This window comes from Aristophania sp. ESL1100, from assembly GCF_058511235.1.
The window spans coordinates 532,701-548,246 of record NZ_CP196394.1 but is presented as its reverse complement, the minus strand read 5'-3'; the positions used below and the strand labels follow the sequence as shown (position 1 = coordinate 548,246).

Sequence of the window (15,546 nt, the reverse complement as noted above, 5' to 3'; positions counted from 1 at the left end):
TAAGAGCCCACTCCTTGAAAAAAACTCTCTCTTCACCGGACCATTTTGTTGGAACAGCCAAGCCCCTCGCCCTCAAGGATGACGTTGTCAGCACCGCTCTTTACGATGGCCCGGGGGACTGTTACCGCTACTGCCTGAAAAGGGTCTGGGATGAAAATCGGCCCGTCATTATGTGGCTCATGATGAATCCATCCGTCGCAACCGAATATGGTGACGACCGCACTGTCGCCAAATGCCAGCGATATAGCCGCGCCTGGGGCTATGGTGGCATGTTTGTCGGCAACAGCTTTGCCTATCGTTGCACAGACCAGAAACGGCTCCTTGAAGTTGCTGATCCGGTCGGCCCTTTAAATGACCACTATTTAATAGAGATGGGAAAACAGGCTGAATTCGTTATTCTGGCTTATGGCACACCACAAGCCAAAGCCTTACAGCAAAGAGGCAACGACGTAGCCCGTTTGCTTGGCAGTGAAAATATTCCGTTAAAGGCTATGCGCCTGAGTAAAAAAAGCGGGCGCCCCGAACACCCGCTTTATCTTCCTTCTGCCTTGACACCAGTTACTCTGGAGCCAGCTTTCTTTTCTCCGAACCCATAACTAAGGATTGAGCAGGAACGGATTCTGCAACCCAGTTACGGCGTTTGGTCGTATTTCCAATTCCGGGATTCATGCAGTTACAGGGATCAAGCTGTTTATAATGCTCCACCATGGAGGGCGGCGCATTATAAAGATGGCCAACATTATGCTCGGCCGGATAGCGGGCACCACGCCCATCCAGAATAGGCCACATGGCGTGTTCAACGGCCATGGGGTCAACCCCTTTTTTCACCACATAGTCCTGATGAAGCACATGACACAGGAAGTGACCATAATAGAGTTTCAGAACGAGCTTATCCTCAATTTCGGCGGGGAGTTTTTCAAACCACTCCCAATCATTGCGCCTCAAACCGACATCGAGAGCCAGAAGGCCTCCTGTTTCTGAACGGTGAATCGCATTATAACGCCCCGCGGCACCAGCCGCTGCAAAACGATGAAGAAGGGCCCGTTTCCCCTCTTCTTTCGTGCATTCGAAAACGCCCCCCTCTCCTAACATGGAAAGATTTTTTGAAAACCATGGTGCCAGTTTTTCACCCAGCGTCCCGGAGGTCTGGATAATTAGGTGATGTTCATACCGGTCACGGCAGACTTTCATCCGTTCCGGCACCTGAGAGGGCAGGAACTTGCTCATAAATTGTAAAATCCGGTCTCCCAGAGCCGCAGGGAGCCACGAAAAACGATGGGGCAGTAAATCAAGCCATGCTTTCACACCAAAGAAAAATGGAAGATGCTCTGTCCCCAGAAGCCTGATCATGGCCACTGTATCGCGGCCGTAACGATCGGCAATATCAAAGGCGTCCCGGTGCATATATTCGCCACAAATAGGCAGCTCATCAAATTCTGTCAAAAGAACCCGGCGAACTTTTTCCAGCACTTTTTTATCGTTCGTCCCTAAATAGAAAACGCGCGTTTCCTCTTCTTTGGGGAATGTATCCAGACGCACGGCAAAAACAACCAGCTTACCGGCACAACCGGACGCTTCATAAAGACGGTCAGGATCCGCATTGAAGCGCGCAGGTGTATCGGCTTCAACTTCTCTGACACGATTTACGTAGTCTGCATCATGACCACGCCCTGCGGACCAGCTAACAGCTTTTTCGTCAAAAACGCCTTTTTCAATAGCGGCAAGAATGGCCTCAGGATCATCACCACAGGTGATTCCCAGATGATTGACGAGCTCCAGCTCTCCCTGCGCATTAACACGACCGAACAAAGCCATTTCCGTGAAAGCAGGCCCCCTCTGGACCAGAGCTCCACCGGAATTATTGCTGACCCCTCCCAGAACAGAGGCACCAATGCAGGAAGAACCAATCACGGAATGAGGCTCACGCCCGAGAGGCCGGAGGCGTTTTTCAAGTTCATTCAGCGTCGCACCGGGAAGGCAGAGAACCTGCTTACCCTCTCCGAGAAGGTGTATCCCTTTCAGGCGCTTTGTGCTGACAATGACCACAAGACGGTCATAATAATCACCATCAGGTGTTGAACCGCCCGTCAGGCCCGTATTGGCGGCCTGCATGATCAGGATACGATTTTGTTCGACGCAGAGTTTGGCGACACGCCATAATTCGACCAGGCTGCCTGGCAGGATGACCGCCTCTACGGTCCCTCCTCCGAAGCGAAACCCTCGCTGATAGCGGAAGGTCTGACCCGCCGAGGTCAATACGTGAGACCGCCCGACAATATCGCCCAGGCTGGAAACAAAATCGCTCATCAGAACTCTCCCACTTCAGTTGACCTTCACAAAAGAAAAAGGTCACAACTGCTTTTGTATTGGAGGCATCTTACCATAGGGCCTGTATTATAAAACCATATTTATATTATAGGCGGCCTGTAAGAACGGTCATTTTATTTTGAACGACCAAATAATGTCTCTAAAGCATCTTTACTCAGGCGCAGCCAGGTAGGGCGGCCATGAGAGCAGCTATTGGCACGTGGATTCCGTTCCATGTCGCGTAAAAGGGCGTCCATTTCTTCAAAATTAAGCTTCCGACCCGCCCTGATACTGCCGTGACAGGCCATACGTGCCATAATAGCTTCGAAACGCTGATCGAGGCTGTCTGTCTGGCGTGCCGTTTCCGCCTCTTCAGCAACCAGCTCTTCTGCGATATCACGAATAAGGCCCGTCACGTCGCCCCCTTTTAAGGGGGCTGGAACAGTGCGTATCAGGAGTGTCCCCTCTCCAAAAGACTCCACTTCCAAACCCAGCCGCGCCAACTCTTCACGGCAGGACAGAACCGCATTCAGCTCATTTTTACGTAACTCAACAATATCGGGAAGAAGAAGAGCCTGAGCTGGAATATTCCCCTCTTCAAAGCGTGTTCTCAGGCGCTCATGTGTCAGGCGTTCGTGAGCTGCGTGCTGATCAACAAGAATCAGATCACCATCGGGTGCAACGGACAAAATATAGGTTGTGTGAATTTGTCCGATCGGCACACCAAGCGGATGAAGCGTTTCTTCAGATTTTTCATTCTTCTCAGCCCTGTCAGATTCAAGAGACTCTGACGGGGCATAGTGACGGCGCGTTTCAGAAAATCCCTGATCTGCTGACACGGGTGATGCAGAAAAGCGCCTATAGGATGGTTTAAATCCCAGATCGGGAAAGCTCTTTTCTTTCAACGAAGTAGAAACAGGCTTTTCAGGCGATGATCTGTCACGTGAGAAAGCACCATCTCTTTGAGGTTGGACCTCTATCAAGGAGGCAATATCAGCTTCTATTCCGCCCTGCTGGCTTGCCCCGCGCGTCAGAACGCGCCCAATCGCCCCGATTACAAAAGCCCTGACTTCGGCTTCTTCAGCAAAACGCAGTTCTGTCTTGGCCGGGTGGACATTGACGTCCACTTTCGCATAAGGAAGCTGAAGATGAAGCGCTAAAATAGGGAAACGCCCACGCTCTATCACTGAGCGATATCCAACCCTTACGGCTGTTTTCAAAACAGGGTCTGTAACCGGGCGATGATTCACAAGCAGAAACTGCCCAGCCCCTGTGGCCCGCGTCTGAGCAGGATTACATAAATACCCTGTCAGATGCATGGCGCCGCGTTGCTCATCCAAAGGAAGAAGGCTTTCCGGGCGAACGCCTAAAATCGTTGCGACACGTTCTTCCAACGGTTGAGGGGGGAGATTAAAGACCTCTTTTCCCTCAAGTCTGAATAGAATCGCACATTCCGGGGCGCTCAATGCCACACGCCGCATCACCATTTCAGCATGACTGCCTTCTACGCGCGCGCTTTTAAGAAACTTGCGCCGCGCAGGAGTCGCAAAAAACAGATCTCTTACGGCAACAACCGTCCCTTCTGATCCAGCCTCTGGCACAGGAGCCGTTTTAACCCCTCCTTCTACCGTAATCTTCCAGGCTGTATCGCTCCCTTTCTGGCGCGACGTAAGAGAAAGGCGCGCACTGGCCCCGATTGATGGGAGCGCCTCTCCCCGGAAACCAAGCGTGCGGATCTGCACCAGCTGCTGGTCTGAGAGTTTTGACGTGCAATGACGCTCTACCGCAAGAGAAAGCTGATCTGGCGGGATCCCCCACCCATTATCAATGACTTCGATTAAATCGCACCCGCCGCCGGAAAGGCTGACTTCCAACCGGGTCGCGCCTGCATCAAGAGCGTTTTCGACAAGCTCTTTCAGGGCTGCGGCGGGGCGTTCAACAACTTCCCCCGCGGCAATAAGATCAACAACATGATCGGAAAGACGGTGAATTGCAGGGTGATGAGGCACCCCGTTTCCAGCTGATCCTCTCTCCGATAAGTCTGATGTCATTTCCCTGCCATTGTTGGGGTCGCTCCGTTAGACAAATTCTGCCCCAGAGCCATATTTCTTTGAATTCTCTGATTTTCAGACACGCCGTCCACCACGGAACCCGAACGCCCGGCCTGCCAGAACATAAGGTTGTCAACAAACCCCGCTTCAGCGTCACCCAGTTCGGCATTTCGCGGACCTGCGGCTGAAGATTTCACTTCCTTGACCAAAGCTGACTGACCTTCACTCCCTGTGCCCTGAACGGGATGAAGCGCAATGTCAGGAGCCAATGTCTCCAGCGCCTGCATACGAGGACTCTCATCGGGGCGGTGTGCCTGGGCAGAGCCTGGAACAACCAGAACCTCTGAAGGTGGCATGGAAAGTGGCGTACGGGTCGTCACTGTATATTCATCCGGTGTAGGACGTCTCAACCCGAAAGCACGGGAAACGTCACTCCCTGAACAGGCCGCCAGAGTGACACCACAGAGAGCGATAAGCCCCATCCGCACACTACATGTTACAATAAAAGGAGTTCCACGCCGCATGATCAGTTCCCGCACTGCATTCATATTAGTTCACCAGTCCTAACGTCCTTGAGAGCTTTGGGCAAGTAACGTATTTTAATTATCACGAAGGGAAAAGAGAAACACCCCCTCTTTTCCTCCGTCTCTTTTCAGGGGATCTGGCCTTTCCGATCTGAAAAAAGCGAGTCAATAATCCATAGGGCGACTCCGCACACTATGGCAGAATCCGCGATATTAAAGACGTACCATGACCAGTTTCCAATATGGAAATGAAGGAAATCAACAACCGCTCCATAATTGAAACGGTCAATGACATTTCCAATCGCCCCTCCGATAATGCCCCCACATGCGATAATCACCAGCCAGCGGCGGCTTTTCATCAGGATGAAAAAAAGCCCCATGACCGCGAGCAGTGAAATAACAATAAAAATCCAGCGTGTATGGCCGCCGAACATGCCGAATGTGACAGCATGATTCCAGACCATGGTCAGATTCAACCAGGACGTCACAGGGACACTGTTTTTCAGAGGGAGTTTAAGCCCGTACAGGATCCAGTATTTGCTGACCTGATCAGCCAGCAAAACCAGAAACATGACAACCAGCCCGACGAGTTTCTCAGTCAAACCGTGAGACGCTTTTTTCTTCCCTTTTGGGCGAGCTGTCTCACTCATCAGGCGTCAACAACATCAGAGCAGCGCAGGCAAAGCGCAGGATGGGTCGTATTTTCTCCCACTTCTGCCAGAACGCGCCAGCAACGGGCGCATTTCTGCCCCTCTGCCTTAGCTGCTTTCGCAGACACGTCATTGCCCGCTGAGTGCATATCAACGTGAGAGGCAATGCACAGCTCAGCCCAGTTAATGGATTCCTCTTTCGTAATAGAGGTAAGCTCATCGGTCAGAGACAGATCCAGCTTTGCTTCGAGAGAGGATCCAATAGCGCCATTCCGGCGTAAGTCTTCCAAAGAGGACGTTGCTACAGCACGGGCAGCACGTAGGCTCTCCCATTTTTCAGCAAGAAGGGAATTCTCCCATTGGGCGTATGGCACAAAGAGCGATTGCAGGTGAACACTTTCCTGCTCCCCGAAACGGGCCTGCCAGGCTTCTTCTGCTGTAAAGACCAGAGCAGGCGCCAACCATGTTGACAGGGCCCGGTGCAGAATATCCAGAACCGTTCTGACTGCCCGGCGCGTCCTTGAATCCGTTCCATCGCAATAAAGCGAGTCTTTGCGGATATCAAAATAGAAAGCCGAGAGGTCATTATTACAGAACCCATGAAGCTTTGGATAAACACCCGTCCATTCATGCGTATCAATCGCTGTCTTCAGGCAACTATAAACGTCACTGAGACGATGAAGAATATAGCGCTCAAGTGAAGGCAGCTCGTCATAAGAAAGTTTTTCACTTTCTTCAAACCCGTCAAGCGCTCCAAGCAACCAGCGCAATGTATTGCGCAGACGGCGATAAAGCTCGCCCTGCTGTTTAAGGATTTCCTGACTGATCCGCAGATCTTCATGTGTGTCTGAGTTCAGGACCCACAGGCGCAATACATCCGCCCCAAGGGTTTTCGTCACGTCATCAGGGACGATTGTATTACCCAGCGATTTGGACATTTTGCGCCCCTGACCATCGAGCACAAAGCCATTCGTGACGACGGCTTTATAAGGCGCGATCCCTTCCGCCCCAACGCTTTCAAGCAGGGATGACTGGAACCAGCCACGATGCTGGTCTGAGCCTTCAAGATAAAGATCTGCTGGGAAATTCATTCCCTCCTGATGGAGAACGAAACGATGGCTGCATCCACTTTCGAACCAGACGTCGACAATATCAAAAACCTGCTCATAATCTTCAGGATTACGGCCTGTTCCTAAAAAGACAGCCGGGTCTGTGTCATACCAGGCATCAGCCCCACGCTCTTTGAAGGCTTCGACGATTCTGGCCATAACGTCAGCGTCACGCAACACAGCACCTGTGCGTTTTTCAACAAACACAGCAATGGGTACACCCCATGAACGCTGTCGTGAAATACACCAGTCAGGACGTTGCGCAACCATTGTTGTCAAACGGCGACGAGCCTGTGCGGGGACGAACGTTACCTGTTCCAGAGCCTCCAGCGCCTGCTGGCGGAGAAACTGTCCATGCTCCCCTTCCATCGCAATAAACCATTGCGGTGTTGCCCGGAAAATGATCGGTTTTTTGGAACGCCATGAATGAGGATAGGAATGCTGAATCGTACTCCGCCCCATCAGCCCTATCGCACGGTTTTCCTGTGCGCCTTTCAGGCGAGCCTGGGTGAGCAGATCACACACAGGGTCAGCCGCCTTGAACACATGCAGGCCAGCTAGTTCAGGAACCCAGGGCGCATAGCAGCCATTATCCTGCACAAGTTCAGGCACTTCCATCCCATGGGACGTACAAAGCTGGAAGTCATCCTGACCGTGAGACGGTGCCATATGCACAATGCCTGTGCCGGCATCAGTCGTGACGAAATCACCTGCCAGCATGGGGACGTCGAAATCATAACCCTGCCCCCGTAAAGGATGAGCAAAAAGGCTCCCCGCAAGGTCACTCCCTGCGAGAGTGTGCAGAACCTTCCATGACGTCATACCGACTTCAGACGCAAAAGCCTCAAGACGTTCAGCGGCAATAATGAGTTTCGTCCCGACAGGAACAGTACTTTCCTCGGAAACGCCTGTCACCTGAAGGACGCTGTAGGAAATTTCCGGACCACAAGCCATTGCTCGGTTCGCAGGAATCGTCCAGGGGGTCGTTGTCCAGATAACAGCGGAAGCCCCTTCGAGAACGTGCCCGGGTGTTTTATCGTCTATAACAGGGAAAGCGACGTAAATCGTTGTTGAAACAACGTCATGATATTCGATCTCAGCTTCCGCCAGAGCCGTCTTTTCGACCGGGCTCCACATAACAGGGCGCAAACCACGATAAAGACGCCCATTCAGTAAAAATTTGCCAATTTCTTCAAGGATTTGCGCTTCTGAGCGATAATCCATCGTTACGTAACGATGATCCCACTCAGCCTGAACACCGATCCGTTTAAAATCCTCGCGCTGCGTTTCCACCCATTTGGCGGCATAGTCACGACATTCAGCCCGGAACTGAAGAACGGGAACACTGTCCTTGTCCTTACCCTTTTTGCGGTAAAGTTCCTCGACTTTCCATTCAATGGGCAAACCGTGACAATCCCATCCAGGCATATAACGCACCTGAAACCCTGCCATGCGATGGGCACGGTTAATAACGTCTTTCATGATTTTATTCAGGGCGTGGCCGATATGGATATGACCATTGGCATAAGGAGGGCCATCATGCAGCGTGAAAATCGCATCTTTACGCGCATCAGCCTGCCTGATCTTGCCGTCCAGCCCGGATTCTTCCCACTGCTTTAAAAGCTCCGGTTCCCGCCTGGGGAGATTCCCACGCATGGGGAAAGATGTTTTAGGCAGAAAAACCGTATCACGATAGCGATCCTGCTGCTCGCGGAAGGAGGAATCGTCATTATCAGAAGAATGAGACATGAATAAGCGCGCCAGTTCCTGAACAATAAATGCTTTGACATATGGGGAAAACTTCCCCCTATGGTCAAGCCCTGAGCGTCAGGTTCCTTCAGGAAACTGCACAGAGTGTTCCGGCAAGCACCTTACGTGCCTCGTCTGCATCCTTGGCAATCTGCGCTTTTAGGGCATCAAGTCCATTAAAGCGCTTTTCTTCTCTCAACAGGGCGACAAAAGAGACGTCCAGAGTTTTCCCATAAAGATCTTCGTCAAAATCAAAGAGATGGACTTCGAGACGACTCTCTTCATTGCCGTCATTAATGGTTGGGCGGCGGCCGATATTGGCCACTCCATCAAGCTGACGGCCATCGGGGTGCCGGACCCGGACGGCATAGACACCGCGAGCAGGCTCAAGGACTGAACGCAAAGCGATATTGGCTGTAGGAAAGCCTAAAAGCCTGCCGAGCTGGTTCCCCTTTTCCACGACCCCTTTAACAGACCAGTTCCTCCCTAAAAGATGGGCAGCCTGCTCAGGATAGCCTTCCTGCAGAAGGCGACGGATCCGGCTGGAGGAAATAGGGCCGCTTTGATCAGAAAGCTGCTGAACAATCGTCAGTCCGATATTATGAGCCCCCAGCTCTTTTTTCAGAAATTCCGCATCTCCATGACGTCTATGCCCGAAGGCAAAATCTGCACCGCACGCCACCTGCCCCACATTCAGCGCACCGACAAGAACGTCATCGACAAAGCGCCGTGCAGAGATATGGGAGAAAACCTCATCAAAAGGAATCTGCACGACAAAATCGACACCATGAGCCTCAAGGAGCTGCCGCCTTTCTTCCGGTCCCATCAGCCGGAAGGGAGGGTCCTGGGGCCGGAAGACAGTGCGGGGATGAGGCTCGAACGTCAACACGCCGAGTGCACGCTCCGGGCACACATTATGAAGCTGTTCCAGGAGATAGAGATGGCCTTTATGAACACCATCAAAATTTCCAAGGGCAACAGCCGCTTTCTGCGGAAAGTCAGGGAGATGATGCCAGTCCTGATAAAATTTCATAACTCATCCGTCTCAACTGGAAAGCTGCTCCCTTATTTTTACCGGGGAGCGTGAGTAGAAGTCTCTTCAGCCATGCTGGCATCTTTAGAGCCAGTCGTGGCCGGATGCCCATCGGGGGAAACAGCATTTGCCTGGGAAGACGCATTTTGTGGCGGGGCGATCGGTGTCTGTGGCGTTTTGATATCCTGGGCTGGGGTTTCATCTTCAGCCATCGTTTTTTTGAAAGATTTAATCCCTTTGGCAAAGTCACCCATAAGACTGCTGATCTTACCGCCGCCGCCAAAAAGTACCAGCACGACAACGCCCAGAATAATCCAGTGATAAATACTAAAACCGCCCATTAAATAGACACTCCCACAACAAGACTGTGTTTATGTGGCCATTCCTGACCTCAAAAGCAACATACAATAGTGTTATCTTACTATCCTACTAGCCTGGTAGGATAAAACCATAGGTCGGATAAATTCTTTCGCCCCATTTTTCAGTGGGGGACCACCATACACGCACCTGACTCCAGTTATGACGGGCGGAAACGTCTATGACGGGAACATTCATTTCCACCTGCCCCGGCACCCAGTTTGCATGTTCAACCGTGATCCGCCCCGTAGATGTCACTTTCCTGACAATCGATACGTGGCCATAAGGCATATGGCGTGTTGCCTTGAAAACCAGTATGGCCCCTGCTCGTGGCCGGAGGGTCCGCCTGTATCGTCCTTTAGCTTGTAACCACCAGCCCCCGGCATCTCCCTGCAACAGCACTCCCGTCCGCGAACGGGCATAAGGCGCGCATTGCTGGGAGCTATTATAAGAGGCTATCCCTGATGAATGCAGGACTGGATGACCTGGGCTGCCTCCACCCGCGCAGCCAGCCAGGACCGAAAGAGGCAGCATTAACAGAAAGAGATTTGCACTTTTTGCTCTTATTCCCATGCCTGTATCTCACTGTTTTAATTCACGAATGATACATCTCATAACGACCTGAAATGATAGATCATATCTTCGGCCTCGTCTCTATCCATCGTCAGAACTCTCTGTGCAATATCACGTGAGAAACCATTACGGGCAAAAATAGCCAGAATTTTTTCAGGTTCCTTCCCGGCCCGATCCTGGCGCGTAAAAGGCCCGACAGCCCTTTTCCGGGCTAAAATCAGAGCCGCCACAAACTCGGCTTCCTCCCCCGTTTCCTCTGACAGATCCTCCAGTGTTTCCCGGACGGTTTCTTCAACCAGATCCGTTTCAACGCCTTTTTGAAGCAAATATGCCTGCACGGCACGCCGTGAACGACCAGTGCGCACTAAAGAGCGGGTTCTGGAACGGGCAAAATTTTCATCATCAATAGCGCCAAGTCCGGTCATGCTATCGAGAATTTTTTCAATGTCACTTTGAAGGGCCTGTTCCTTTACAGCAAGATCTTCACTCTCGGCCCCCGCTTTTTCAGCCCTCAGCACCCAGCGCCTGACACGGCGGGACAGGACGCGTTTCAGGCCCTGACGGGTTGTGGCAAAGCGCGCTAGATGTGCCAATGCTGCTTCATACAGAGTTTGTGATGTCGGCGGTTCTGGAGCTGATATGAAATCCTGCATGGTCTTCACTCAATTATTTACAATCAGGACATCTGAAGAAGGATCAGACACTCCGTAGAGATGATATTTCAGGGACACTTCCCAATATTCTTCGTCTCGTATTATATTAGCTGGTAATGCATTATTTATTTTTTCTGACGAGAGACCCGATTTTATAGCCCATAATCACGGTTATTCGCACAGAAAGAATTCTTTTGCAGCATCACATTATGCGCCAGATGGCGTTCACAATATCACTATTACAGGTTCTCACCCTATGATTTCCGCGATCATGCCAAATTATAAACGTTTTGACCTTTCCTTTACTCAGGGTGAAGGGGTATGGCTCACGGGGCATGACGGGCGACGATACCTGGATTTTGGAGCCGGGATCGCCGTATCCTCGCTCGGGCACGATCATCCCAAACTTGTCAGCGCCATTACAGAGCAGGCAGGCAAGGTCATGCATGTTTCCAATCTCTACCGCATTCCACAGGCAGAGGCCCTGGCCAGACTACTTGTGGAAAACAGTTTTGCCGATTCTGTGCTTTTTTGCAATTCCGGTGCTGAAGCTAATGAGGCCCTCGTCAAGATTATCCGGCGTGCCCAGTTTAAAAATGGCCACCCTGAGAGAACGCATATTATCTGCTTTAACGGGGCATTTCATGGCCGGACCCTCGCCATGATCTCAGCGACCGGCAACCCGGCCTATCTCGAAGGGTTCGGCCCCCGGGTTGAAGGGTTTGATCATGTGCCCTTTAATGACCTCGACGCCGTCAAGGCCGCCATCACACCACAGACAGCGGGGATTCTGCTCGAAACCATTCAAGGTGAAAGTGGTATCCAGCCCGCAAAACCCGAATTCCTTCAGGGCCTCCGTGCTCTTTGTGATGAACATGGGCTTTATCTGGGCATTGATGAAGTACAGACGGGTATGGGCCGCACCGGCACACTCTTTGCTCATGAAATCGCCGGCATTGAACCAGACGTCATTTCTGTTGCCAAAGGGATTGGTGGCGGCTTCCCTCTTGGGGCCGTTCTGGCACGTGAAAAACTGGCAAAATATCTCACGCCCGGCACTCATGGCTCGACTTATGGCGGCAATCCCCTGGCCTGCGCAGCCGGCCTGGCCGTTACAGAGGAAATATTAAAGCCAGGTTTTCTTGAGCATGTCCGCAAAACGGGTCAGAGCTTCGGAACAATGTTGGAAAAACTTGTTGAGGACTATCCAACCATTTTCTCCGAAGTGCGTGGGCGTGGCTTAATGCGTGGACTTAAATGCAGAATTCCCGTCAGTGACGTCCTGACTGCCCTCCTGGATGAGGGATTGCTTGCCGTCGGAGCGGGAGATAACGTTCTGCGTCTTGTACCCCCTCTCATTGTTTCCCAGGCAGACTGTCAGGAAGCTGTTAACCGCATCGGAGACGCCTGTAAAAAACTGATGCAGTCTCCTACTCATCATCAGGAAGACCGCATATGAAACCGAAACATTTTCTCGATCTCAAGGATTGCAGCACCGAAGATTTGAGGACCATTCTGGAGATTGCCGCACGCGTTAAAGCTCTGCAACAGGGCCGTCTTCATCCCTTGCACCCGCAACAGCCATTAGCCGGTCGCACTTTAGGGCTGATTATGGCTCAACCTTCCACCCGCACACGTGTCTCTTTTGAAGTGGGCATGACACAGTTGGGAGGGGCCGTTACGGTCCTCTCCCCTTCCGACATGCAGCTTGGCCGGGGTGAGACCATTGCAGACACGGCCCGCGTCCTTTCCCGTTTCCTTGACATTATTGTCCTGAGAACCGGGCATGACACGGCCTTGCGTGAACTGGCAAAATGGAGCTCTGTTCCCGTGATCAACGGCCTGACCCCCGTTTCTCATCCCATTCAGATACTGGCTGATATCCTGACCTTTGAAGAACATCGCGGTCCGATCACCGGGCGCACTCTTGCCTGGGTCGGGGACGGAAATAACGTGGCTACCTCGCTGATAGAGGCGTCTGCCCTTCTCGGTTTCTCACTCCGCCTGGCAACGCCTGAGGGGTTCGAGCCATCTGAAAGCGCTCTTAAATGGGCACGCGCCAAGGGAGCCACGATTGTTACAACCAGAGATCCCGTGGAAGCGGTCAAAAATGCTGACGCCGTTATTACCGATACGTGGGTCAGTATGGGCGATACGGATGCAGAACGCCGGCACCAGCTATTCAAACCCTATCAGGTGAATGAATCCCTTATGAGCCACGCCTCAAAAGACGCCCTGTTTATGCACTGCCTGCCTGCCCATATCGGTGAAGAAGTCAGCAAGGAAGTCTTTGAAGGACCTCATTCAGTCGTCTTTGATGAGGCCGAGAACCGCCTGCATAGCCAGAAAGGGCTTCTTCTATGGTGTTTGAACAAGGGATAAATCCCTCTTGAAGAAAGGCCGGAACCCTCCTATCTGCATCCAATAGAATTCAGACCAGAGAGGACATGATGGTTAACGATAAAGACACCCCTTCCGATACAGCACGCCCGGCCGGGGTCCCTGATCTTGTTGTGCCACATGCCGTTCTGCCTTTTTATCTTGCCAATGCTCCAGTCAGAGGCCGTCTGGTCAGGCTGGGGCCTTTGGCTCAGGCGCTTCTGTCGCGCCATAATTACGCCCCTGAAATCCTCAAACTGGGAGGGGAAGCGCTGGCTCTGGTAGGGGCCATGGCGACAGCTCTGAAATTTGAAGGTTCTTTTTCGCTCCAGATCAAGGGAGATGGCCCCGTTTCCCTTCTGGTGGCTGATTGTACAAATACAGGGGCCCTGCGCTTTACTGTGCAAATGGCTGAAAACGCCCCCTCTCCATTACCTGCCGATACGGCTTCCTTACTGGGGAAAGGGTACCTGGCTTTTACAGTTGATCAGGGCCCCGATACAGAGCGCCATCAGGGTATTGTCGCTTTGGAAGGTGAAAGCCTGTCAGAAATGGCAGAACATTATTTCACAACCAGTGAACAATATCCGTGCTCAATTAACCTTTTTGCCACTCAAACTGCCGGAACCTGGCATGCAGGTGCCCTCGTGCTGGAACGTATCGCAGGGGAAGGTGGACAGACGCAGGAAGACGTCAGTCATGACGATTTCGATGATGCCTGGGAGACAGCCTGCACCTTTGCCGCCTCTCTCAAACAGACGGAAATCTTTGATCCATCCCTTGATAGCCCAACACTTGTCAAAAGACTATTTGGCACTCTGGATGTAAAGGAAAGCGGCTTCAAGGCCTTGAGTTTCGGGTGCCGTTGCAACCGGGAGCGCCTGGCCACTCTTCTTGAACAATTCAGCGAAGAAGATCTGGACCATATGTCTCAGGAAGGCATTATTACGATGGATTGCAATTTTTGTAATACACATTTTACTTTCCCGCGTAATAATATTACTTCTAATATCTGATCTTTCCTTTATGAAAGGACCGTGACTTTACTGTGCGCCCGGTGGAACTTTCTTCAATAACGATCAATGGCAGGCCGGTTACAAAACTTTATCCCGGCTGGAAAGCTCTGAGTCATTACGAAGTAACACCGGGGCTTGACGTCATTCATCTGAGAGAGCTGGAAAGCGGGAAAGATGCTTTCTGGTGGCTCGATGAAGATGGGAGACACCTGGCCAGTCACGCAGCAGCCCTGCCGCTTGCCCGACAGGAACAGCTCATTACGTATATAGAGCCTGCTTTGACGCAGCTGCAATGGAACATGCAGCTGCCTGCGCCCGTGGCTTTATCAGACGATGAGGAAAAAATCAGAGCGTCCCTTATCCGTCTGCCTTATCAGGCCGTTTTTGAAATCATCATGATCTGGTGCAGTGCCAGGCTCTCCAGGACCATGATTTTTGCCCCTGACGCCATTCTTGATGCGTCTATCAAGCTTGATGAAGGCCAGATCGTTACACTCCGCCAGGATGCGTTGTCTCAAGCCATGCACGCCTCTTTTGACCCCGACGGGACTGTGCTGATTCACTCGCCTTTCTCTGACACATTTGCTGAGGAACAGCTGAAAGCAGAGTTGCCCGGCGGACCGTTCATCCGGTTTATAGACAAAACTGTTAACGTTATTTTCTATTTATTCTGGCATGCCCGTCATACGGGAAAGCCTTTCGGGCCTGATAATAGTGCTGTCACCTTCTATTACCCAAAAGGGTGTTTTCTTGTCGGGGAGTGTCCTTCTTCGGATCTCATCCCGTTATGGCTGATGTTTTTTTCCCTTTTCCACAATAAGGAAGTGGCAGAACGACTTCTTGAAACAGCTTCCATTGCCGGAGCCTCTCATGACCAGAAACCAGCATTTATTTCCTTTTCTGATTTTAACGCCGATCCCATGGCCCTGATCTCTCTCGATGATCTCAGTCAGGGAAAAATTTCCAATATAGGGGAGATCATGAACAATGATGCCCTTCCCCCTATGGCGATTCCCTTTGACAGCTCTGGTTCTTTCCCTTTCAGCCCCTTGTCCAAAACCAAAAAATAACCTTCTGCTGCGGTTGACGCACAACCATAATAACCCTTTTGTTCAAAGGAACGACGTAATGCTTTCGGAAATTCC

General features: G+C 51.7%; 14 protein-coding genes. 5 read left to right on the top strand and 9 right to left on the bottom strand.

The window, feature by feature from the left end; translation table 11 throughout:
* Positions 1 to 14 precede the first annotated feature (14 nt).
* Complete coding sequence (locus ACSYSY_RS02705; RefSeq protein ID WP_491707788.1) at positions 15 to 596, top strand: DUF1643 domain-containing protein; 582 nt, start codon at positions 15 to 17, stop codon at positions 594 to 596.
* On the opposite strand, the gene dld is transcribed toward ACSYSY_RS02705, so the two are convergent.
* The 9 genes from dld to ACSYSY_RS02660 form a co-directional block, all read right to left on the bottom strand.
* Positions 559 to 2,307, bottom strand: coding sequence for a D-lactate dehydrogenase (dld, locus tag ACSYSY_RS02700; RefSeq protein WP_491707787.1), 1,749 nt, complete (start codon positions 2,305 to 2,307; stop codon positions 559 to 561). The two genes, ACSYSY_RS02705 and dld, sit on opposite strands and share 38 nt — an antisense overlap.
* 134 nt (positions 2,308 to 2,441) lie before the next feature.
* Positions 2,442 to 4,358, bottom strand: coding sequence for a DNA mismatch repair endonuclease MutL (mutL, locus tag ACSYSY_RS02695; RefSeq protein ID WP_491707786.1), 1,917 nt, complete (start codon positions 4,356 to 4,358; stop codon positions 2,442 to 2,444).
* On the bottom strand, positions 4,355 to 4,882 hold the full coding sequence (locus tag ACSYSY_RS02690; protein WP_491707785.1) for a DUF3035 domain-containing protein: 528 nt from the start codon (positions 4,880 to 4,882) through the stop codon (positions 4,355 to 4,357). The genes mutL and ACSYSY_RS02690 overlap by 4 nt, the downstream gene beginning before the upstream one ends.
* Positions 4,883 to 5,010: 128 nt before the next feature.
* Complete coding sequence (gene lspA, locus ACSYSY_RS02685; protein WP_491708202.1) at positions 5,011 to 5,454, bottom strand: signal peptidase II; 444 nt, start codon at positions 5,452 to 5,454, stop codon at positions 5,011 to 5,013.
* Between the two features lie 77 nt (positions 5,455 to 5,531).
* Positions 5,532 to 8,390 (bottom strand): isoleucine--tRNA ligase, encoded by a 2,859-nt coding sequence (gene ileS / locus ACSYSY_RS02680; protein ID WP_491707784.1) that lies wholly within the window; start codon positions 8,388 to 8,390, stop codon positions 5,532 to 5,534.
* 88 nt (positions 8,391 to 8,478) lie between these two features.
* A complete protein-coding gene (locus ACSYSY_RS02675) occupies positions 8,479 to 9,423 on the bottom strand; it encodes a bifunctional riboflavin kinase/FAD synthetase (protein WP_491707783.1) in 945 nt (314 codons plus the stop codon).
* 38 nt (positions 9,424 to 9,461) lie between these two features.
* Positions 9,462 to 9,764 (bottom strand): twin-arginine translocase TatA/TatE family subunit, encoded by a 303-nt coding sequence (locus ACSYSY_RS02670; RefSeq protein WP_491707782.1) that lies wholly within the window; start codon positions 9,762 to 9,764, stop codon positions 9,462 to 9,464.
* Between the two features lie 88 nt (positions 9,765 to 9,852).
* Positions 9,853 to 10,353: a CHAP domain-containing protein gene (locus ACSYSY_RS02665; protein ID WP_491707781.1), complete on the bottom strand. Its 501-nt coding sequence runs from the start codon at positions 10,351 to 10,353 to the stop codon at positions 9,853 to 9,855.
* A 38-nt stretch (positions 10,354 to 10,391) separates the two neighbouring features.
* Entirely contained in the window at positions 10,392 to 11,006 is a 615-nt protein-coding gene (locus ACSYSY_RS02660) for a regulatory protein RecX (protein ID WP_491707780.1), read from the bottom strand.
* A 256-nt stretch (positions 11,007 to 11,262) separates the two neighbouring features.
* Between ACSYSY_RS02660 and ACSYSY_RS02655 the strand changes: the two genes are divergently transcribed.
* The 4 genes from ACSYSY_RS02655 to ACSYSY_RS02640 all read left to right on the top strand — a co-directional run bounded on the left by ACSYSY_RS02655 (position 11,263) and on the right by ACSYSY_RS02640 (position 15,471).
* A complete protein-coding gene (locus ACSYSY_RS02655) occupies positions 11,263 to 12,465 on the top strand; it encodes an aspartate aminotransferase family protein (protein WP_491707779.1) in 1,203 nt (400 codons plus the stop codon).
* Positions 12,462 to 13,388 carry an ornithine carbamoyltransferase gene (gene argF / locus ACSYSY_RS02650; RefSeq protein WP_491707778.1) on the top strand — a complete coding sequence of 309 codons (927 nt, stop codon included), beginning with the start codon at positions 12,462 to 12,464 and terminating at the stop codon, positions 13,386 to 13,388. Before ACSYSY_RS02655 ends, argF begins: the two co-directional genes overlap by 4 nt.
* A 65-nt stretch (positions 13,389 to 13,453) precedes the next feature.
* On the top strand, positions 13,454 to 14,401 hold the full coding sequence (gene hslO / locus ACSYSY_RS02645; protein WP_491707777.1) for an Hsp33 family molecular chaperone HslO: 948 nt from the start codon (positions 13,454 to 13,456) through the stop codon (positions 14,399 to 14,401).
* Positions 14,402 to 14,433: 32 nt separating this feature from the next.
* Entirely contained in the window at positions 14,434 to 15,471 is a 1,038-nt protein-coding gene (locus tag ACSYSY_RS02640; RefSeq protein WP_491707776.1) for a hypothetical protein, read from the top strand.
* The last annotated feature ends 75 nt before the right edge of the window (positions 15,472 to 15,546 follow it).

Bases quoted from the DNA above. Each gene is read 5' to 3' on its own strand.
- ileS (WP_491707784.1), bottom strand. From the start codon at position 8,390: ATGTCTCATTCTTCTGATAATGACGATTCCTCCTTCCGCGAGCAGCAG.
- dld (WP_491707787.1), bottom strand. From the start codon at position 2,307: ATGAGCGATTTTGTTTCCAGCCTGGGCGATATTGTCGGGCGGTCTCAC.
- ACSYSY_RS02690 (WP_491707785.1), bottom strand. From the start codon at position 4,882: ATGCGGCGTGGAACTCCTTTTATTGTAACATGTAGTGTGCGGATGGGG.
- ACSYSY_RS02670 (WP_491707782.1), bottom strand. From the start codon at position 9,764: ATGGGCGGTTTTAGTATTTATCACTGGATTATTCTGGGCGTTGTCGTG.
- argF (WP_491707778.1), top strand. From the start codon at position 12,462: ATGAAACCGAAACATTTTCTCGATCTCAAGGATTGCAGCACCGAAGAT.
- ACSYSY_RS02665 (WP_491707781.1), bottom strand. From the start codon at position 10,353: ATGGGAATAAGAGCAAAAAGTGCAAATCTCTTTCTGTTAATGCTGCCT.
- ACSYSY_RS02675 (WP_491707783.1), bottom strand. From the start codon at position 9,423: ATGAAATTTTATCAGGACTGGCATCATCTCCCTGACTTTCCGCAGAAA.
- mutL (WP_491707786.1), bottom strand. From the start codon at position 4,358: ATGACATCAGACTTATCGGAGAGAGGATCAGCTGGAAACGGGGTGCCT.
- lspA (WP_491708202.1), bottom strand. From the start codon at position 5,454: ATGTTTCTGGTTTTGCTGGCTGATCAGGTCAGCAAATACTGGATCCTG.
- hslO (WP_491707777.1), top strand. From the start codon at position 13,454: ATGATGGTTAACGATAAAGACACCCCTTCCGATACAGCACGCCCGGCC.
- ACSYSY_RS02660 (WP_491707780.1), bottom strand. From the start codon at position 11,006: ATGCAGGATTTCATATCAGCTCCAGAACCGCCGACATCACAAACTCTG.
- ACSYSY_RS02655 (WP_491707779.1), top strand. From the start codon at position 11,263: ATGATTTCCGCGATCATGCCAAATTATAAACGTTTTGACCTTTCCTTT.